This is a genomic window from Pseudoalteromonas sp. GABNS16E (genome assembly GCF_028598715.1).
Lineage (GTDB): Bacteria > Pseudomonadota > Gammaproteobacteria > Enterobacterales > Alteromonadaceae > Pseudoalteromonas > Pseudoalteromonas atlantica.
This window is the reverse complement of record NZ_JAQREZ010000012.1, coordinates 60,222-78,792: the sequence shown is the minus strand read 5'-3', so window position 1 is coordinate 78,792 and position 18,571 is coordinate 60,222. Positions and strand designations below refer to the sequence as shown.

Annotated in this window: 20 protein-coding genes; 18 read left to right on the top strand and 2 right to left on the bottom strand. The window is 41.2% G+C overall.

Features of this window, described 5'->3' with window-relative positions:
• The first annotated feature begins 228 nt into the window (after positions 1-228).
• Entirely contained in the window at positions 229-1,188 is a 960-nt protein-coding gene (gene rluC / locus PSI06_RS07425; RefSeq protein ID WP_004587682.1) for a 23S rRNA pseudouridine(955/2504/2580) synthase RluC, read from the top strand.
• Positions 1,188-1,847: an HAD-IA family hydrolase gene (locus tag PSI06_RS07420; protein ID WP_273603368.1), complete on the top strand. Its 660-nt coding sequence runs from the start codon at positions 1,188-1,190 to the stop codon at positions 1,845-1,847. Before rluC ends, PSI06_RS07420 begins: the two co-directional genes overlap by 1 nt.
• Here the strand turns inward: PSI06_RS07420 and PSI06_RS07415 are convergent.
• Positions 1,844-2,437 carry a Maf family protein gene (locus PSI06_RS07415; protein ID WP_273603367.1) on the bottom strand — a complete coding sequence of 198 codons (594 nt, stop codon included), beginning with the start codon at positions 2,435-2,437 and terminating at the stop codon, positions 1,844-1,846. The two genes, PSI06_RS07420 and PSI06_RS07415, sit on opposite strands and share 4 nt — an antisense overlap.
• A 131-nt stretch (positions 2,438-2,568) precedes the next feature.
• Between PSI06_RS07415 and yceD the strand changes: the two genes are divergently transcribed.
• The 14 genes from yceD to PSI06_RS07345 all read left to right on the top strand — a co-directional run bounded on the left by yceD (position 2,569) and on the right by PSI06_RS07345 (position 14,814).
• Positions 2,569-3,093 (top strand): 23S rRNA accumulation protein YceD, encoded by a 525-nt coding sequence (yceD, locus tag PSI06_RS07410; protein ID WP_273603366.1) that lies wholly within the window; start codon positions 2,569-2,571, stop codon positions 3,091-3,093.
• A 10-nt stretch (positions 3,094-3,103) separates the two neighbouring features.
• Entirely contained in the window at positions 3,104-3,274 is a 171-nt protein-coding gene (rpmF, locus tag PSI06_RS07405; RefSeq protein ID WP_004587686.1) for a 50S ribosomal protein L32, read from the top strand.
• Between the two features lie 11 nt (positions 3,275-3,285).
• Complete coding sequence (gene plsX / locus PSI06_RS07400) at positions 3,286-4,323, top strand: phosphate acyltransferase PlsX (RefSeq protein ID WP_004587687.1); 1,038 nt, start codon at positions 3,286-3,288, stop codon at positions 4,321-4,323.
• Positions 4,324-4,376: 53 nt separating this feature from the next.
• On the top strand, positions 4,377-5,303 hold the full coding sequence (gene fabD / locus PSI06_RS07395) for an ACP S-malonyltransferase (protein WP_273603365.1): 927 nt from the start codon (positions 4,377-4,379) through the stop codon (positions 5,301-5,303).
• A gap of 11 nt (positions 5,304-5,314) precedes the next feature.
• A complete protein-coding gene (fabG, locus tag PSI06_RS07390) occupies positions 5,315-6,061 on the top strand; it encodes a 3-oxoacyl-ACP reductase FabG (protein WP_004587689.1) in 747 nt (248 codons plus the stop codon).
• 250 nt (positions 6,062-6,311) lie between these two features.
• Positions 6,312-6,548, top strand: coding sequence for an acyl carrier protein (gene acpP / locus PSI06_RS07385; protein WP_004587690.1), 237 nt, complete (start codon positions 6,312-6,314; stop codon positions 6,546-6,548).
• Between the two features lie 272 nt (positions 6,549-6,820).
• Entirely contained in the window at positions 6,821-8,059 is a 1,239-nt protein-coding gene (fabF, locus tag PSI06_RS07380) for a beta-ketoacyl-ACP synthase II (protein ID WP_273603364.1), read from the top strand.
• A 73-nt stretch (positions 8,060-8,132) separates the two neighbouring features.
• Positions 8,133-8,936 (top strand): aminodeoxychorismate lyase, encoded by an 804-nt coding sequence (gene pabC / locus PSI06_RS07375; protein ID WP_273603363.1) that lies wholly within the window; start codon positions 8,133-8,135, stop codon positions 8,934-8,936.
• Positions 8,930-9,916 carry an endolytic transglycosylase MltG gene (gene mltG, locus PSI06_RS07370; RefSeq protein WP_273603362.1) on the top strand — a complete coding sequence of 329 codons (987 nt, stop codon included), beginning with the start codon at positions 8,930-8,932 and terminating at the stop codon, positions 9,914-9,916. The genes pabC and mltG overlap by 7 nt, the downstream gene beginning before the upstream one ends.
• A gap of 7 nt (positions 9,917-9,923) precedes the next feature.
• Positions 9,924-10,550, top strand: coding sequence for a dTMP kinase (gene tmk / locus PSI06_RS07365; RefSeq protein WP_004587694.1), 627 nt, complete (start codon positions 9,924-9,926; stop codon positions 10,548-10,550).
• A gap of 1 nt (position 10,551) precedes the next feature.
• Positions 10,552-11,466: a DNA polymerase III subunit gene (locus PSI06_RS07360; RefSeq protein ID WP_273603361.1), complete on the top strand. Its 915-nt coding sequence runs from the start codon at positions 10,552-10,554 to the stop codon at positions 11,464-11,466.
• A gap of 11 nt (positions 11,467-11,477) precedes the next feature.
• Entirely contained in the window at positions 11,478-11,804 is a 327-nt protein-coding gene (locus PSI06_RS07355; RefSeq protein WP_004587696.1) for a PilZ domain-containing protein, read from the top strand.
• Positions 11,805-12,171: 367 nt separating this feature from the next.
• Complete coding sequence (locus PSI06_RS07350) at positions 12,172-12,951, top strand: TatD family hydrolase (protein ID WP_273603360.1); 780 nt, start codon at positions 12,172-12,174, stop codon at positions 12,949-12,951.
• A gap of 3 nt (positions 12,952-12,954) precedes the next feature.
• Positions 12,955-14,814, top strand: a complete 1,860-nt coding sequence (locus tag PSI06_RS07345) for an alkaline phosphatase D family protein (protein ID WP_273603359.1) — start codon at positions 12,955-12,957, stop codon at positions 14,812-14,814.
• 217 nt (positions 14,815-15,031) lie between these two features.
• On the opposite strand, the gene rsmF is transcribed toward PSI06_RS07345, so the two are convergent.
• Positions 15,032-16,483 (bottom strand): 16S rRNA (cytosine(1407)-C(5))-methyltransferase RsmF, encoded by a 1,452-nt coding sequence (gene rsmF / locus PSI06_RS07340; RefSeq protein ID WP_273603358.1) that lies wholly within the window; start codon positions 16,481-16,483, stop codon positions 15,032-15,034.
• A gap of 265 nt (positions 16,484-16,748) precedes the next feature.
• On the opposite strand from rsmF, the gene PSI06_RS07335 reads away from it, so the two are divergent.
• A complete protein-coding gene (locus tag PSI06_RS07335) occupies positions 16,749-17,435 on the top strand; it encodes a GntR family transcriptional regulator (RefSeq protein WP_096739737.1) in 687 nt (228 codons plus the stop codon).
• A gap of 254 nt (positions 17,436-17,689) precedes the next feature.
• On the top strand, positions 17,690-18,568 hold the full coding sequence (gene prpB / locus PSI06_RS07330) for a methylisocitrate lyase (RefSeq protein ID WP_273603357.1): 879 nt from the start codon (positions 17,690-17,692) through the stop codon (positions 18,566-18,568).
• Positions 18,569-18,571 lie beyond the last annotated feature (3 nt).

Below are 18,571 nucleotides of genomic sequence, written 5' to 3'. Positions count from 1 at the left end.
CGCATTACTGTTAGTTGATCGCACGTGTTAACTGAGTAGGCATAAAAGCTTTGGAAAACTTAACTCGGATCTGTATGATCGGCTACCCAGAATGTGCATCACGAATGTTTTAATGTGTTAAAAAGCACCGTTGTTATTTGCAAATACTAAATATTTGCGCTGCTGATTATCCCACTATTATAACCGTGTTAGCAACTAAATTATTTTACTTAAATCAGTGATTAGGCAATGTCAGAAAAAACCGGCTTACAAGTAACTTTTGTCACAATCAACGAAGACCATTTAGGTCAGCGTATTGATAACTTTCTTATTACCCATTTAAAAGGGGTGCCTAAAAGCGCTGTTTATAAAATTTTACGCAAAGGCGAGGTCCGCGTTAATAAAAAGCGTATTAAGCCTGTTTACAAATTACAGCTTGATGATGTAGTACGTATTCCCCCAATTAAAGTAGCAGAGCGCGAAGAGTTTGTGCCTAAAAAGCTCGATAAAGTGAAGCAATTAGAAGACGCAATACTCTTTGAAGATAAATACCTTATTGTAATTAATAAACCCTCGGGCATGGCTGTACATGGCGGCAGTGGCTTAAGCTACGGTTTAATAGAAGCACTACGCGTATTACGCCCAGATGAGCGCAGTTTAGAGCTAGTACATAGGCTTGATAGAGACACATCGGGGTGTTTATTAATTTCAAAGCGTCGCTCGGTACTTACCGCATTGCATGAGCAGCTGCGTGAAAAAACAATGGAAAAAAATTACTGGGCGTTGGTAACAGGGCAGTGGGATTCGTCGGTTAAAAATGTAACTGAAGGGCTGCGTAAAAACACCCTCAAGTCGGGCGAGCGCGTGGTGCGTGTAGATAATAACGAAGGTAAACCTTCACACACTCGCTTTAGAGTACTTGAGCGTTTTAACGAGTGCTCGTTAGTGCAAGCCTCACCTGTGACAGGACGTACTCATCAAATTCGTGTACATACACAGTGTAAAGGCCACCCTATTGCATGCGATGATAAATACGGCGACCAAGGGTTTGATGTATCAATGCGCAAAATAGGCTTAAATCGCTTATTTTTACACGCCCACGATTTAAGCTTTTATCACCCTAAAAACGAAACTACCATGCGTGTAGAGGCACCGCTTGATAACGCACTTAAAAGTTGTATTTTAAAATTAAGAGATGCTAAAGCGTAATGACCACCGCTGTATTAAAAAAATATAAACTGGTTATTTTTGATTGGGATGGCACTGTAATGGACTCAATTAGCAAAATTGTTAATTGTATTCGTCACAGTGCGCTGGCGCTTAATATTGAGCCGCCGAGCGACACTGCAATTAAAAATATTATTGGTATGTCGCTTGAACTTGCTATTGAGGTGCTATTTCCTGAGGACGTAGCGCACCATCCCGCATTAATTAACGGCTATAAACAGCAATACCGTGTTGATACGACTGCCACTCCTGTATTTGATAATGTAGAAAATGTACTAAGTGCGTTAAAAGCACAAGGGGTTATTTTAGCGATTGCCACCGGTAAAGGGCGTGATGGTTTAATGCGTTTATTAGAGCAAACTCAGTTAGGGCGTTACTTTAGTGCCACGCGCACAAGTGATGAAGCGCGCTCTAAACCTTCCCCCGATATGCTTGAACAACTATTAGCTGAATTAGCAATAAATGCCGACGAAGCACTCATGATTGGGGATACCAAAATAGATATGGCCATGGCACAGGCAGCCAACATAGATAGAATTGGCGTTACCATGGGCGTACACAGTGCAGCGCAGTTAAGTGAGTTTAGCCCCGTTGCAACCGTTGATAATTACCAGCAGCTGCAACGCATACTACTTGGCTAAGGTTGCGCGGCGAGTATGTCGAGATTAAACGCAGCCAATAGCTGGCTGAGTTTAATTAGTGGCAAGCCTATTAAGCTATTAGGATCGTCTCCGTTTAATTTTTCAAATAAGCAAATCCCTAATCCTTCACTTTTAAAGCTCCCAGCACAGTTATATGGCTGCTCTGCATCGCAGTAGGCTTCTATTTGCTCTTTGGTGAGTGTTCTAAATACTACCTCAAAAGGCTCTATTAACGTTTTTGCTTTATCGCTAGCAATATCGTAAACACACAGGCCTGTTAAAAACGTGACAGTTTGGCCGCTAAACAAAGAAAGCTGCTTTATGGCATTTTCTTTATTATGAGGTTTACCAAGTATTTGCCCATCATATACGGCCACTTGGTCGGAGCCGATTGCAAGGCCTTTAACAAAATGATCGCAAGCGGCACGCGCTTTGCGCTCGCTTAGGCGCTTAACAAGTTGCTCAGGGGTTTCGTTTGGTATGGCTGTTTCGTCAATATCAGGCGAAAAAGTACTAAATGGCAGATTAAATTTTTGCAATAAAGACTGCCTAAATGGCGAGCTTGACGCTAATATAAGCGGGTGCTTCATAAATTATTATCCTAATTAAAATTAGTTTGAGTTAGGATAAATCAGATCCGTAATGAAAACACGTGAAAAACCATGTAAAAATGCTTTTTTGCTTTGACTAACCAATTAACTATCTATATGATGCAGCCCCTATGCAAAAGGTAAAAATTCCCATCACTCTTCATCCTGGGAAAGCAGCGCAACACCGTTTAACTTACGATGGTATTGTACCGCTTGAAAAACTTGCTCGTTTACGAGGTGTTGTACAGGAAGAAGTAGGTGAAATAGCGGTAAAAATTCAGTGCAAAACCGATGAGCAAGGTTTAGTTGTGATTAGTGGCAATTTGTCTACACACGTAACTGTAACTTGTCAGCGTTGTAATGATGATTTAGGGTTGGATTTGGATCAAGACTTTATGTATTCGCCTGTTGGTTTGGATGCTGAGTCAGATGATCTTCCTGAAGTCTACGATGAAGTAGCGCTTGATGAAAACGGTGAAATTAACGTGTTTGAGTTAATCGAAGACGAGCTAATTTTAGCAGTGCCATTAGTGCCTACACACAACGAAGCTTCGTGCAATTACTCATCAAAGCCTGTTAGCTTTGGTGTACTAAAGGCGGAAGATGATAAACCAAATCCATTTGATATTTTGAAACAACTTAAGAAAGATTCTTAGGAGAAGACTAATGGCTGTACAAAAAAGCAAAAAGTCTCGTGCAAGACGCGGCATGCGCCGTTCACACGATGCGATCAACGGTCCAACTTTAACAGTTGACCAAACTTCAGGTGAGACTCATCGTCGTCACCATGTAACTGCTGACGGTTACTACAAAGGCGTTCAAGTAATTTCTAACTAAGAGATTGCTTTATGCTGACTAATCTAACCATAGCGTTAGATATGATGGGGGGCGATTATGGCCCCCGTTCATCTATCCCCGCTGCCGTTTGCGCAGTAAATGCTCATGCCAATTTAACACTCATTTTATGTGGCAACGAGCAAGTAATTACTAATCAATTAGAATCCCTCGATTCGCTTTCACACCCACGTTTAATTATTCGCCATTGCAGCGAAGTTGTCACTAATGCCTGCGAACCCGCTTTAGCTGTGCGTTCTAAAAAAGACTCCTCTATGCGTGTTGCCCTTGATTTAGTTAAATCGGGTGAAGCACAAGCCTGTGTAAGCTCGGGAAACACCGGCGCTTTATTTTTTATGGCTCATTACGTATTAAAAATGCTGCCTGGCGTTAAACGCCCTGCATTAATATCGGCCGTTCCTACAGAGCGAAAAAATCCAGTTTATCTGCTTGATTTAGGCGCTAATGTGCATTGTGATTCAGAAATACTTTATCAATTTGGCATTATGGGCTCGGTAGTAGCAGGCCAAGCTCTTGGCTGCGATAACCCTAAAGTGAGTTTACTTAATATTGGCTCTGAAGACATAAAAGGCCATGAAGGCATAAAGCAAGCAGCGCAGCTTATGCAGCAAAGCCCTTATATTAATTACACGGGTTACAGTGAAGGCAGTGATATTTTTTCGGGTAAAGCCGATGTCATTGTGTGTGAAGGGTTTGTCGGAAACGTCGCATTAAAAACCTGCGAAGGCATTGCTAAACTGATCATGAAAAAGTTTACAAGCGCCTTAGAAAAGCACTTAATTTACAAATGCATGGCGTTTATTTTAAGTCCTATCATAAAAAAACTCTATAATCGGGTGAACCCCGACCAGTATAACGGCGCTTCTCTGGTAGGATTGCGCGGTATTGTCGTTAAAAGCCATGGAAATGCATCAGCAAAAGCATTTCAAGCAGCAATCGATGAAGCGGTAAAAGAGGTTGAACGTCAACTTCCAGATAAAATAGCCGCTATTTTCGAAAAAACACATTCTAAAAACTCGGCGGCCGAATAACGTTTAGGTGCCGTAGTTACACTAAATTTTTGTTTAATTAAAAAGAGCAAAGTATGGCACAAAAAATTGCACTTCTATTTCCTGGTCAGGGCTCACAAAGCGTTGGCATGTTAAGCGAGCTACTAGAGAGCTCTGACATTGTAAAAGCAACCTTTAGCGAAGCGTCAAGCGCACTTGGCTACGATTTAGCAGCGCTTGTACTAAATGGCCCAGAAGAAGAACTTAATCAAACTCACCGCACTCAACCTGCTTTATTAACAGCAAGCGTGGCAATTTACCGCCACTGGTTAGCTGCAAACCCAGATGTGGAAGTGGTTATGGCTGGTCACAGCTTAGGTGAATACTCTGCATTGGTATGTAGTGAGGTTATTAGCCTAGGTGAAGCGGTAAAACTTGTTGAAAAGCGTGGCTTATACATGCTAAAAGCTGTGCCGGCGGGCGTAGGCTCTATGGCTGCCATTATTGGTTTAGGCGATGAGCAAATAAAAACAGCATGTGAAGAGTCTGCACAAGGCGAGGTTGTTTCACCGGTAAATTATAACTCACCAGGGCAAGTGGTTATTGCAGGGCATAAAGCTGCTGTTGATAGAGCTTCACAAGCGTGTAAAGATGCCGGCGCAAAACGTGCCTTACCACTGAGTGTAAGCGTGCCTTCACATTGTGAATTAATGAAACCTGCGGCTGAAAAACTTGCCAACGATTTAGCCGCTTTAACATTTAATACACCTAAGTGTGATGTAATTAATAATGTTGATGTAAAAGCACAAAGCTCGGCTGATGCAATTAAAGATGCATTGGTACGTCAACTATACAGCCCAGTTCGTTGGACAGAAACAGTACAGGCTTTAGTTGCTCAAGGCATTACGCAAAGCTACGAATTTGGCCCAGGTAAAGTATTAACTGGACTTGCAAAACGAATTGATAAAGCAATGGTATGTGGCTCAGTAAATGACGCTGCTGCTATCGACGCTGCAAAATAAGAGAATATAAAATGACTAATTTATTTTCATTAGAGGGCAAAGTTGTCCTAATTACTGGCGCAAGCCGTGGTATTGGTAAAGCAATTGCAAACACTTTAGTAGCGCAAGGCGCAAAAGTAGCAGGTACTGCTACGAGTGAGTCAGGCGCGGCTAAAATTAGCGATTACTTAGGTGATAACGGTAAGGGTTATGCTTTAAACGTAACCGACCCTGCATCGATTGAGGCTACATTAGCAGCAATAAAAGCCGACTTAGGCGATGTTGACGTACTTGTAAATAACGCAGGTATTACCCGTGATAATTTATTAATGCGTATGAAAGACGGTGAGTGGGACGATATTATCGACACGAACTTAAGCTCTATCTTCCGTTTATCTAAAGCGGTATTACGCCCAATGATGAAGAAAAAGAACGGCCGTATTATTAATATTGGCTCAGTTGTGGGCACTATGGGTAATGCAGGCCAAGCTAACTACGCGGCAGCTAAAGCGGGTGTTATTGGCTTTTCTAAATCGCTTGCACGCGAAGTTGCATCACGCGGCATTACAGTAAATGTAGTAGCCCCTGGTTTTATTCAAACTGATATGACCGATGAGCTAACAGAAGATCAAAAAGCGGCCACCCTTGCTAATGTACCAGCAGGTCGATTAGGTCAGCCTGATGAAATAGCAGCGGCAGTGTGTTATTTAGCATCTGACGCGGCTGCGTATGTATCTGGCGAGACTTTGCATGTAAATGGCGCGATGTACATGGTTTAACCGCCATTGTTAAAAGTAAATGCTAAAAATAACTTAAGTAAGTGACCTCAAAAACATTGAAATTTTTATGATCTTGCTTTAAACATACTTGAAATCGCTGTGAAAATAAGCGATAAAAGACAAAACAAACACTCAGAGGTTTGACCAGACAATTATTTATGGTCAAATCATTGAATCAGAGAATTATGCGGCGTAAACTACGCCGCAATCTGAAAATAACGCATTGGCGTTTTTAATAAAGGAAAGAAGAATGAGCGATATCCAAGAACGCGTAAAAAAAATTATCATCGAACAGCTAGGTGTTAAAGAAGAAGAAGTTAAAAACGAAGCTTCTTTCGTAGACGACCTAGGTGCAGATTCTCTTGATACTGTTGAACTAGTTATGGCTCTTGAAGAAGAGTTTGATACTGAGATCCCAGATGAAGAAGCTGAAAAGATCACTACAGTACAATCTGCAATCGATTACGTATCAGCTCACGCTGAGTAATTAATCGCATATTAAAGGCAGCATTCGCTGCCTTTAATCTATATATCCAAACCACCTCAAAGTTCATGATTCAAATTCACCCGCTTTTACTCTCTACTGCATTCATTTGTAATAGCACATCTTTAGTTGAATTTGAGACTCGCACTTTGAGGTCGCTTGGGTATGAATTCCCTTTGTAATGCCAATAGATTTAAACTTAGTGAGTTAAACGGCTTACTAAAATAATACTATTTTAATCAATTGGTTTAAATATCCCTTATTGGAGGCAAACCGTGGCTAAACGTCGAGTCGTCGTAACTGGCTTAGGAATGTTGACGCCGCTAGGTAATGATGTGCAATCTACCTGGCAAGGCTTATTAGATGGTAAAAGTGGTATACAAAATATAACCCACTTTGATACATCAAAATTTGGTACTAAATTCGCTGGACTCATAAATGACTTTGATGCAACTGCATACATGTCAGCGAAAGATACTAAAAAAATGGACTTATTTATTCAGTACGGCATTGCAGCGGGTGTTCAAGCCTTACAAGATTCAGGTCTTGAAGTTACTGAACAAAACGCAACACGTATTGGTGTTGCTGTAGGCTCAGGCATTGGTGGATTGACCCTAATTGAAGAAAACCACATAAAGCTACTTAACAGTGGCCCACGTAAGCTTTCTCCATTTTATGTGCCATCAACCATTATTAATATGATCTCGGGCCATTTATCAATGATGCATGGTTTACGTGGTCCTAATATTTCTATTGTGACGGCATGTACTACAGGCCTGCACAATATTGGCCATGCAGCGCGTATGATTGCTTACGGCGATGCCGATGCGATGGTTGCCGGTGGCGCAGAAAAAGCCTGTACACCTATTGGTATGGGTGGCTTTAATGCTGCACGTGCGCTTTCTACCCGTAACGACGACCCACAAGCTGCGTCGCGTCCGTGGGATAAAGACCGCGATGGTTTTGTACTATCTGATGGTGCAGGTGTTGTTGTAGTAGAAGAATATGAACACGCTAAAGCCCGTGGCGCTAAAATTTATGCTGAGCTTGTTGGCTTTGGTATGAGCGGTGATGCGTATCACATGACCTCGCCACCGGAAGACGGTGCAGGTGCGGCACTTGCTATGCAAAATGCATTAAACGATGCACAAGTAAATGCAGACCAAGTTGGTTACATTAACGCACACGGTACATCTACTAATGCAGGCGACAAAGCCGAAACGCAAGCTGTTAAAACTATTTTTGGCAGTGCAGCGCAAGATGTAATGGTAGGCTCGTCTAAATCGATGATGGGACACCTATTAGGTGCAGCGGGTTCTGTAGAGTCTATTATTTCTATTTTATCGCTGGCCGATCAAAAAGTATCGCCCACCATTAACCTAGACAACCCAGATGAAGGCTGTGACTTAGATTACATAGCCCACACTGCACGTGATGCAAAACTCGACTTTGCATTGTGTAACTCATTTGGTTTTGGTGGGACTAATGGCTCGTTGCTATTTAAAAAGGTATAATCCTTTTTAACAACGAACCACATTATAAGAGCTCAGTTGTTTAACTGGGCTTTTTTTATGCAAGCCATTCAATATGCAAACAATAATAACAACCGATGATACAAGTGCGATTAATACACGCGATAGAGGCCTTAACTACGGTGATGGTTTTTTTACCACAGCCAAAGTAATTGCTGGGCAGGTAGAGCATTGGCAGTACCATAAAGCACGTTTGGTAGAATGCGCAGAACGCTTAGCGTTTCCTGCTATTAACTTTACTGAGCTTGAGCAACATATTGCAAAGGCGATTACTGGCTGCCAATTAAATGTGCTTAAAATAGTGATCACCCGCGGAGAAGGTGGGCGAGGCTATGGATTGCCGCAACACACCCATTTAACCATTTTAATTACCGTGTTAGGGTTTCCACAAAGCTACCCAGCATTAGCAAAAACAGGGGTGAGTTTAGCCCTAAGCCCAATAAAATTAACAGCCCAACCTTTATTAGCCGGTTTAAAAACACTTAACCGACTAGAACAAGTGCTGATTAAAAACGCCATGGCAAAACAGCAATGTGACGATGTTTTAGTACTCGATCATCAAAACAATGTGATTGAAGCCTCGGCAGCTAATATTTTTGCTATTTGTGATAATAAGGTATATACGCCAAGCCTTGAGCAATGCGGTATTAAAGGGGTTTATCTGCAATCGTTATGTGATAAATTAGCGATTGAATTTAAGCAAGTAAGCCTAAATGAATTAACCCAAGCTAGTGCTGTATTTATTTGTAATAGCTTAATGGGCGCTGTGCCCGTTAGTCGTATAGAACAACATACATTTAATGTTGAGCAAAGCATGTGTTTATTAAATGAATTATTAGCCAAGGAGGCTAAGTGTTAAAAGTTATTTTATCGGTATTATTGTTAGCTTTAGTTACAACGCTAGTAGGGTATCAGCAATTACAAGCAACAATAACTAGCCCGCTAAATATAACAACGCCTACCCAGTTTGAAGTTAAAAAAGGCATGGGCTTTAACCAGCTATGTAAACAATGGCAAGCTAATAATTGGTTAAAAAGCTGCTGGCGCTATCAAGTAATTGCAAAGCTTGACCCAACACTAACCGACTTAAAAGCCGGCTTGTACGAGCTAACGAATACAAGCGTTATTGATAATATAAAAAAAATAAACAACGGTGAGCAAATCAGTTTTAGCTTTACTATTATTGAAGGGCAAAACTTACGCGAAGTGATAGCAGCCATTAGTAGTGCGCCGCATTTAACTAATAACTTAAATACAGAGCAACTGGCGCAGCAAATAGTAGGTGAAGAAAGCCATTTAGAAGGATGGCTGTTTCCAGATACGTATCATTATCACAGCGGTGATACTGCCAGTAGTTTATTAAAACGTGCAGCCGTTAAAATGCAGCAAACACTTGAGCAAGCATGGCCACAACGTGCAGAAAACCTACCGTATAAAAACGCATATGATGCACTGATCATGGCCTCTATTATCGAAAAAGAAACAGGCCTTGCCAGTGAGCGCCCGTTAATAGCCGCCGTATTTATAAATAGATTAAACGCAAATATGCGCCTACAAACCGATCCCACCGTAATATATGGCCTAGGAGAGAGTTTTGATGGTGACATTAAACGAAAAGATTTACGCGATTACACACCCTATAATACGTATCGCATTAAAGGGCTGCCGCCAACACCCATTGCCATGCCCTCAAAAGCGGCTATTTTAGCAGCGCTTAATCCGCCTAAAACACAGTATGTTTATTTTGTGGCGAAGGGCGATGGCAGTCATCAATTTTCAACCACGTTAAAGCAACACAACGCGGCAGTTAAAACGTATATATTAAATAAAACGAATTAAACTTTATATGAAACCAAAATTTATTGTTATTGAAGGCCTTGAAGGCGCAGGTAAATCAACGGCTATTTCGTTATGCCAAGACTTTTTAAATAAAAAACAAATAGACTTTATTAACGTACGCGAGCCAGGTGGGACACCGCTTGCCGAGTCTTTACGTACTTTAGTAAAAGCCGAACATGAAGAAGACATAGCCTTTGAAACCGAACTACTTATTATGTACGCAGCTCGCTCGCAGCTTATGCATAATGTAATTAACCCGGCGCTTGATAAAGGGCAGTGGGTATTAGCAGATCGCCACGATTTATCATCTCAAGCGTATCAAGGTGGCGGGCGCGGCATTAGCGCTAATACGTTATCGTCTTTGTCGTCTATGGTATTAAAAGGGTTAAAACCTGATTTAACTATTTACCTAGATATAGACCCCGTAATAGGCCTTGAGCGTGCTAAAGGCCGTGGAGAGCTTGATAGAATTGAGCAAGAAGCCATTGAGTTTTTTCAGCGTACGCGTATGCGTTATGTTGAGCTGGCAAATGACGATAGCTCAATAAAAACCGTAGATGCCAACCAAAGTATTGATAAAGTACACCGCGATATAACCAATGTACTACGCACTTTTTTTGAAGGGTTAAAATAACATGGCATTGCCATGGCTTAATAACGTAGAGCAACAGCTTGCGCAAAGTTATAAAGCGCAGCGTTTTCATCATGCGCAGTTGTTATGCGGGCCCAAAGGCGTTGGTAAGTTTAGGCTAAGCGAGCAATTAGCTAATAGCTTATTATGTCAAAATATTAATACCCACATGCAAAACGAAGGTAGCAAGTTAGCCCCGTGCGGGCAGTGTAAAAGTTGCTCATTAACACTTGCGGGTAACCACCCTGATAAACGGCTAACGCAAGTTGAAGGGCAAAGCATTGGTGTTGACGATATTCGTGCAATAAGCGATTTTATGAACCACTCTGCTGCACAAAATGGCAATAAAGTGGCTATTATTGAAAACTGCGAAAAAATGACCACGGCAGCAGCAAACGCGTTATTAAAAACCTTAGAAGAGCCCAGTAATAGCCGTTTTTTAATTTTAACCACAAGCCACACTGCGCAGTTACCTGCCACCATTTTAAGCCGCTGTGCCAAAACAGACATTAAAGTAGCAAACTCAGAAGCGGCTAAAACCTGGTTAGCCGATTTAAATATTAGTGACTATGTGTGGCTGCCTTTATTTTATACGCAACCACTTTTAATTAAACAGTGGCAAGCGCAAGAGCAGCTGCAACACATTGATACTTTATATAAATTTGCAACTGAGTTTAAACAAAGCCATAATTTTAGTCCGCTTGTAAATATTATAAACAAACAACCTGAGCTAATACGCATTTTTACATTATTTTTAAGCGAGCAATTAAAACAGCAGCTTATAATGGGTTTAAGTTTTGACGCGTACCAAAGTGCTCAGCAAGCGTTGAATGAATTTTTACAAAATAGCACAGAGGTACTCGGGCTAAATTTACCTCTAGCAGTGTCGCGTTTAGCGCACGCCCTGCGTAACATTTAATAGGAATACATATGCAAGAGCTTTTAGTTGATGTAGATAACCTTGACGAACTTTATCGCTGCTACATGCCTTATTTAAAAAAAGGCGGCCTATTTGTACGTACCAATATGCGTTACGAAATCGGCTACTCTTTAGCGCTTAGAGTGACTTTACCTGATGCGCTAGAAGATGACGTGGTAACGGGTAAAGTTGCCTGGATCACACCACAAGGCGCACAAAGCTCTAACCCACCAGGTATAGGCATTAGCTTTTTAGATGATAAAACAAATTTAAACGCTAAAATCGAAAAGCTATTAGGCACTATGTTAAACTCTGGTAATCCTACATATACCATGTAGTTTTAAACGCATTTGCTTAATAGTGATATGCATAAAGCAGCCGGTTAGCGAGCGCTTAGCTCTCGTTAACTGCAATACTAACTTGCTTATATCAATTCGTTTAATACCCATTCGCTTACTTAAGTGATTTACTTTGAGGCTGGAAAAACGTGTTGATAGCTAGGTAAAAAATTCGCTATTTAGTTGTGCTCGGCAATTGCTCCTGCATTGCTCTGCATCCATGCAGTCGTAAATAAGCATTGTTTAACGCAGGCAGCGACACACACGTTTAGCTCCGTAAAATGATTAGGTATTATTGCAAATTGGTATAACTAAGTATTTTTGCAGGTTAGTATAATTTAACACCCAAAACCATACAGGCCGTATAGTGATTGTAGATTCTCATTGCCATTTAGATCGTCTTGATTTTGACAAATTAGATTTAAACCTAGATCAAGTACTCGATAACGCCCGCGCAAAGCAAGTAGAGCATTTTTTATGTGTAAGTGTAACGCTTGATCAATTCCCAAGCATGCTTGAAAAAATTAAACATTACGACGATGTATCGGCATCGTGTGGCGTGCATCCGCTTGATCAAAAAGATGCTCTTAATAAACAGCAACTCATTGATTTAGCGTCGCATGAAAAAGTAGTCGCGATTGGCGAAACAGGCCTAGATTACTATTATTCAAAAGACACGCACGCAGTACAACAAGCCAGTTTTGTTGGCCATATTGAAGTAGCAAACGAATTACAAAAGCCACTAATTATTCATACCCGTGATGCCAGAGCCGATACCATTAATTTAATGCATGAGCACAAAGCAGAAAACTGCGGTGGCGTACTGCATTGTTTTACCGAAGATTGGGATATGGCCAAAAAAGCGATTGATATGGGGTTTTATATCTCTATTTCAGGCATTGTTACCTTTAAAAATGCCGTAGAGCTTAAGGAAGTTGTAAAACAAATCCCACTCGATAGATTACTCATCGAAACAGACTCGCCTTATTTAGCACCTGTGCCGTACCGTGGAAAAACAAATCAGCCTGCGTATGTAGAAGATGTTGGCTACTATATTAGTGAGCTTAAAGGCATAAGCTTTAACGAGCTTGCAAAAGCAACGACTGATAACTTTTATTCACTTTTTAAATTAGCAGCGAAAGGCTAACACATGACTACTCAATCGGCGCAACTCCCACTTTTATTAATGGGGCCTATGGTGCGCCGAGCTGAGCAAAGTGGTATATGTATACAGTTTGCTACTTCACGCCCTGGCAATTGCCAAATCACACTTGAAAACCAACAAAGCTACAGCGAGCAGCAAAGCATTGCATTAGGTAAATACCTTTACCTGCATTTTATAATTATAAAACCCGTTGATAGCCAGTTTCCGCTCGACACGTTATTAGCGTATACCCTGTATATTAACGAGCAAAAAATTGACTTAACTCCTTGGTGCTTTGAAGGGCAAACGGCGCCTTCGTTTGCAATTGCCAATAAGCTTACGCATATTTTACATGGCTCGTGTCGCAACGCCCATCACCCAGCAAAAGACAGCTTAGTATCAGCAAGTGAATGGCAAAATACCCAGCGCAGTAATAAACTGCAGGGCGCACAGCTTTTACTCCTTAGCGGAGACCAAGTTTACGCCGATGATGTTGCTGGCCCTATGCTACTGGCTATTCATCAGCTAATAGATGCATTAGGACTTTATAAAGAGCAACCGCTTGAGCTCAATTTACCAGCAGATATAAATGAGCAGCTTTTTAACCGCCATCATTACTTACCTAAAACGCCATGGCAAAAACGTTCAAAATTGGGCGTTGGGTACTGGCTAAAAAAAGACGAGCCTCATTTTTCTAGCGTAAAAGCGTATAATCACTTAATTCACTTTGAAGAATTTATAGCGCTGTATTTACTCAACTTTAGTGCCGCCGCGTGGCAATGCGTTGATATTAAAAATAGCCATTACACACAAGGCAATGAAAAAAATAACACCATTTTTAACGCAGAAAAAAAGGCGTTAATTGACTACGCAAAAGGCTTAAACAGCGTAGAGCGTTTATTTGCTAATGTATCTACCTTGATGATGTTTGACGATCACGATGTTACCGATGATTGGAACCTAACAGCAGGGTGGGAGCAAGCTATAAATCAAAACCCAAGTAGTAAACGCATCATTAATAATGGGCTAATAAGCTATTGGCTATTTCAAGGGCTGGGCAACGACGCGCTACATAAAACCGGCGCGCTTATAGATGATTTTAAACAAAGCCGTAGCGCCAATAATATTTGGCAGTTTAAAGCCTTTGATAAGCCTCTGAACGAATTTAACTATTGGCATTATGAGCTTACCACCACGCCTAAAGTAGTTGTGCTTGATACCCGCACGCACCGCTGGCGTAACGAAAGTAACTTTAATGAACCCTCAGGCTTACTTGATTGGGAGCGCTTAACAGAGCTTGAAGAAAGCCTGCTGAGCCACAGCAAAGTAATTATTGTATCGCCAGCGCCAGTGTTTGGTGTTAAATCAATAGAAGCAATACAGGCGGCGTTTAATATGTGCGGCCAGCCGCTTATGGTTGATGTAGAAAACTGGATGGCACACGAAGGCTCGGCCAAAAAACTGCTTGATACCTTTAGGCGTACAGACACACCCAATGAAACGCTTATTTTATCGGGTGATGTGCATTATTCTTTTTGTTTTTCGGTGCAAAAACGCTTTGGCGATCACCCAAATAGAATATGGCAGCTCACCGCCAGTGGTATTAAAAATGAATTTCCGCGCAAGCTAATTAATGTACTCGATAAGCTCGACTCAATATTATACGGCCCCAAAAGCCCGCTTAACTTTTTCACCAAACGCTGGCATATGGAAGTAGATAAACACCAAACCAAAGGTGAAGGCCAAAAGTACCTAGTAAGCGACTCCGCAATAAGCCTAGTAACGTTAGATAACGGCGACCTATCCCGCTACCAACTCATCCACGGCGACGGCCACACCACGGAGTTTGATTTAGAAGAGCAGTAAAACGCCCAGAGCCACTATCAGCTCTGGGCTACAAATGGCTCTTAGTTGAGCCTTGCGCTAACTAAATACACTTTCGAAATTCTTAGGGAGAAGAAGAAAGTACCTGTAATTGTAGTTAACTAATTTGCAAAACTCTAAATTTTATTCATTTATTAACCGTAAATAATAACAAAGACTTAATAATATTGTGCACAGGCTGCCCTTTGTGTTGAGTGCTTTATGCCCAGCTTATTAACTGAGTATTTTGCACCAGATCGCGTGGCAAAGAGTTTTTGATCTTATTCTTTTGCCATTTACCCAGTCCTATCGGGCAGCCACATAAGGTTAGTACTACTTCGCCGCTGGCTTTTGTAACGTCTTCTAGGCGTATATCTTTACCATTAAAGTAGTCGTTTGCTTGCTCGTTTGTTAAAGCATACGTATTGCTTTTGCATTCATTCCCAAACACGGTAGCAAACTCGTGAGTTAGCCTTACTCCGTTTTTATGAATAATACCTAGTTGAATACCTAAACGTGCGTATTTTATTTTGTTTTGCACGGCTTCAAACCCATCAGGGAATAACCACAGTTCTTTATCGCGCTGCATTAACTTACCTGGCAGTGTTTTTAAGCCAAACTGTTTTTTAAGCTCGCTCATAAAAGAACTGGTTTGTTTTTTATCAAACTCGTTAAACGGAAACGCACCTTTTTTAACACTTTGGGTTGGGTTATTGCTGCTTGCGAGTTTTTTAAACTTAGCGATAAAAAAACCTTCACTGTCGAATGTTTGCGGCCACACATGTAAATAGCCCTCGGCGGTTGTGGCTTTTTCTGCCCCTTCGAATAAATCACTTAGCGATTGCGGCTCAATGTAGTCGCCAAATTCATTCAGTAGGTAGTCGCATACTTGTTGGTTTTCGAGCGGGGTAAGCGTGCAGGTTGAATACACCAGCGTACCGCCTGGTTTTAATGCGTAAAAAGCGCTTTTAATTAAATCCTTTTGAACTTGAGCAATTTCTATATTTGATTCTATTGACCAGTTTTTAAGTGCATCGGCATCTTTACGTACGGTACCTTCGCCAGAGCAGGGTGCATCAAGCAAAATGCTATCAAAGCATTCAAACATATAGTTACCGAATATGACGCCATCAAAATGCGAAAGCGCACAGTTACCAACGCCCATACGTTTAAGCGTAGCGCTAAGGACTTTTAAGCGTGATGACGAAAGCTCGTTGGCAACAAGTACGCCTTGGTTATTCATTATTGCGGCAAGTTGCGAAGTTTTAGAGCCAGGCGCTGATGCCATATCAAGTACGTAACTATCTTGTAAATCTGAGTTTTCAATACTTTGTTTTAGTGCCATAGGTGGCAGCATTGAGCTTGCCTCTTGCACGTACATGGCGCCGCTTAAATGTAAGTCGGTATTGCCTAATGCTAAGTTTTGCTCTTCATCGCTTGGGCGTTCTAGCCAAAAACCTTCATTGCACCAAGGTATAGGCGTAAGTTGCCAGTTTTTTTGCTCTGCACGGTGTTTAAATTCAGCAACGCTAATTTTTAATGTATTTACACGAATAGATTTTCTGAGAGGGCGACGGCACGCGTTTATAAAGTCGTCTAAATTGAGGTGCGCAGGTAAATAGGTTTTTACGTCGTCAATAAAATGCTCAGGAATAAAAGTGTTGGCGTTCACGCGTTGGCTCGTACATTAAAAAATAAAGCGCGATATTAGCACTTTTAACGCACTATTTCAGTGTTAAATAGCGGCTTTATAATTTATTGGTGTGTCGACACATTGTGTTTTTAGTTTAATTTTAAAGCAATTTTATACGACTTTAGATTAACAGTGTCGACAATAAGTGTGTTTTTTACTTATTTTCACCCTAGGTGGGGTTGACATGTTTTTTTATTAAGCACATAGTTAACCCATCAATTGTCGACAATTTATTTATAAAGCCATGACGCAACCTTTTTTAAACGATACACCTATTACTACAGCATCTGATCAAGTGTTTGTTGATATGCGCCGTGAAATAGTAGAAGGCAGCATACAGCAGGGCAGCAAAATATCGGAGCCTGAGCTTGCAAAGCGCTACGGTGTAAGCCGTGCGACGCTTAGAGAAGCACTTAATCGCTTAGAAAGCTGTTACTTAGTGGAGCGTAAAGCCAATGTAGGTTGCCGAGTAGTGGCGCTAACCGCAGAGCGTTTAATTGAAGTGTACCAAGTACGCAGTTCGCTTGAAGGCTTAGCATGTAGGCTTGCTGCCGACAATATGGCAGCTGACGAAGTTCAAGGCTTAAAGCAATTACTTAATCAGCATTTGCAAACTCAGCGTGTTAAAGAGGGTGAGTCGTACTATCAAGAAGCAGGCGATTTAGACTTTCATTATCGCATTATTAAAGGCAGCAAAAACGCCCATTTAATCCATTTGTTATGTAACGAGCTTTACCAATTAATACGTATGTACCGTGTACAAATGGGCATGGTAGGCCCGCGTGTATCAAAAGCGTTTGACGAGCACTTAGCCATTATTAACGCGATAGAAAACCACGATGGTGAACTTGCCGAAATGCTGATGAAACGACATATCAGTGCATCGCAAGCAAATATTCAAACCAAATTTGATGTATACCAATCAATATGAGTATTCGAACAATTTAACTGATTAAATCGCTCTATAACGTCGTTAAGAATTTTTTATTTAGAACCACTAAACATAAAAATTATTGCCTAGTTACAGAACGATTTTCTTAGCGTTAAATAGACCTCATACACATACAGATTGGTATTTGTCATAAACAAAAACTTCTAAAAGCTAGTAACAGTTAAACAGTCACAATGTCAGATTAAAAATATAAGTTACTCCATGTAGCAACCGTTCAAAGTGAGGAGAAAATAATGTCAGCAGGATTAAAATTTAAACAGGCCATTGCTAATAACCGCCCATTGCAGGTAGTAGGTACTATTAATGCCTACACAGCCATGATGGCTGAAAAAATGGGTCACCAAGCTATTTATCTCTCAGGTGCAGGTGTGGCAAATGCCTCTTTTGGTATGCCCGATTTAGGCATGACCAGCCTTGATAATGTACTTGAAGATATTCGCCGTATTACTGGTGCCAGCGATTTACCACTACTGGTAGATGCCGATACAGGCTGGGGCGGGGCGTTTAATATTGCGCGTACCGTTAAAGAAATGACCAAAGCAGGGGCAGCGGGTTTTCATATTGAAGACCAAGTGGCACAAAAGCGTTGCGGTCATCGCCCTAATAAAGAAATTGTAAGCCAAGGTGAAATGGTTGACCGCATTAAAGCCGCAGTTGATGCAAAAACCGATAGTGATTTTTACATTATGGCGCGTACCGATGCGTTTCAAAAAGAGGGTTTAAGCGCGGCGATTGACCGTGCAGCTGCGTGTGTTGAAGCGGGCGCAGACGCTATTTTTGCAGAAGCCGTGCACGACCTTGCCGATTACCAAGCATTTGCAAAGGCGATTAATGTACCAATTTTAGCTAATATTACAGAGTTTGGCCAAACGCCTATTTACATCAAAGAGCAGTTAAGTGAGGTAGGTGTTGAAATGGTGCTTTATCCACTTAGTGCCTTTAGGGCAATGAATAAAGCCGCGCTTAATGTGTACTCTGCCATTTTAAATGAAGGCTCGCAGCAAAGCGAAATTGAGAACATGCAAACACGCGCTGAGCTTTACGAATTTTTAGATTACCACACATACGAAAACACACTCGATAACCTTTTTTCATCAAAATCTGACAAATAATAA

What these genes read in the sequence shown, in the direction of transcription:
- tmk (WP_004587694.1), top strand. Translation starts at nt 9,924, where the DNA reads ATGAAACCAAAATTTATTGTTATTGAAGGCCTTGAAGGCGCAGGTAAA.
- acpP (WP_004587690.1), top strand. Translation starts at nt 6,312, where the DNA reads ATGAGCGATATCCAAGAACGCGTAAAAAAAATTATCATCGAACAGCTA.
- prpB (WP_273603357.1), top strand. Translation starts at nt 17,690, where the DNA reads ATGTCAGCAGGATTAAAATTTAAACAGGCCATTGCTAATAACCGCCCA.
- plsX (WP_004587687.1), top strand. Translation starts at nt 3,286, where the DNA reads ATGCTGACTAATCTAACCATAGCGTTAGATATGATGGGGGGCGATTAT.
- PSI06_RS07420 (WP_273603368.1), top strand. Translation starts at nt 1,188, where the DNA reads ATGACCACCGCTGTATTAAAAAAATATAAACTGGTTATTTTTGATTGG.
- rluC (WP_004587682.1), top strand. Translation starts at nt 229, where the DNA reads ATGTCAGAAAAAACCGGCTTACAAGTAACTTTTGTCACAATCAACGAA.
- fabD (WP_273603365.1), top strand. Translation starts at nt 4,377, where the DNA reads ATGGCACAAAAAATTGCACTTCTATTTCCTGGTCAGGGCTCACAAAGC.
- PSI06_RS07345 (WP_273603359.1), top strand. Translation starts at nt 12,955, where the DNA reads ATGACTACTCAATCGGCGCAACTCCCACTTTTATTAATGGGGCCTATG.
- rpmF (WP_004587686.1), top strand. Translation starts at nt 3,104, where the DNA reads ATGGCTGTACAAAAAAGCAAAAAGTCTCGTGCAAGACGCGGCATGCGC.
- pabC (WP_273603363.1), top strand. Translation starts at nt 8,133, where the DNA reads ATGCAAACAATAATAACAACCGATGATACAAGTGCGATTAATACACGC.
- yceD (WP_273603366.1), top strand. Translation starts at nt 2,569, where the DNA reads ATGCAAAAGGTAAAAATTCCCATCACTCTTCATCCTGGGAAAGCAGCG.
- PSI06_RS07415 (WP_273603367.1), bottom strand. Translation starts at nt 2,437, where the DNA reads ATGAAGCACCCGCTTATATTAGCGTCAAGCTCGCCATTTAGGCAGTCT.
- PSI06_RS07335 (WP_096739737.1), top strand. Translation starts at nt 16,749, where the DNA reads ATGACGCAACCTTTTTTAAACGATACACCTATTACTACAGCATCTGAT.
- PSI06_RS07355 (WP_004587696.1), top strand. Translation starts at nt 11,478, where the DNA reads ATGCAAGAGCTTTTAGTTGATGTAGATAACCTTGACGAACTTTATCGC.
- PSI06_RS07360 (WP_273603361.1), top strand. Translation starts at nt 10,552, where the DNA reads ATGGCATTGCCATGGCTTAATAACGTAGAGCAACAGCTTGCGCAAAGT.
- fabG (WP_004587689.1), top strand. Translation starts at nt 5,315, where the DNA reads ATGACTAATTTATTTTCATTAGAGGGCAAAGTTGTCCTAATTACTGGC.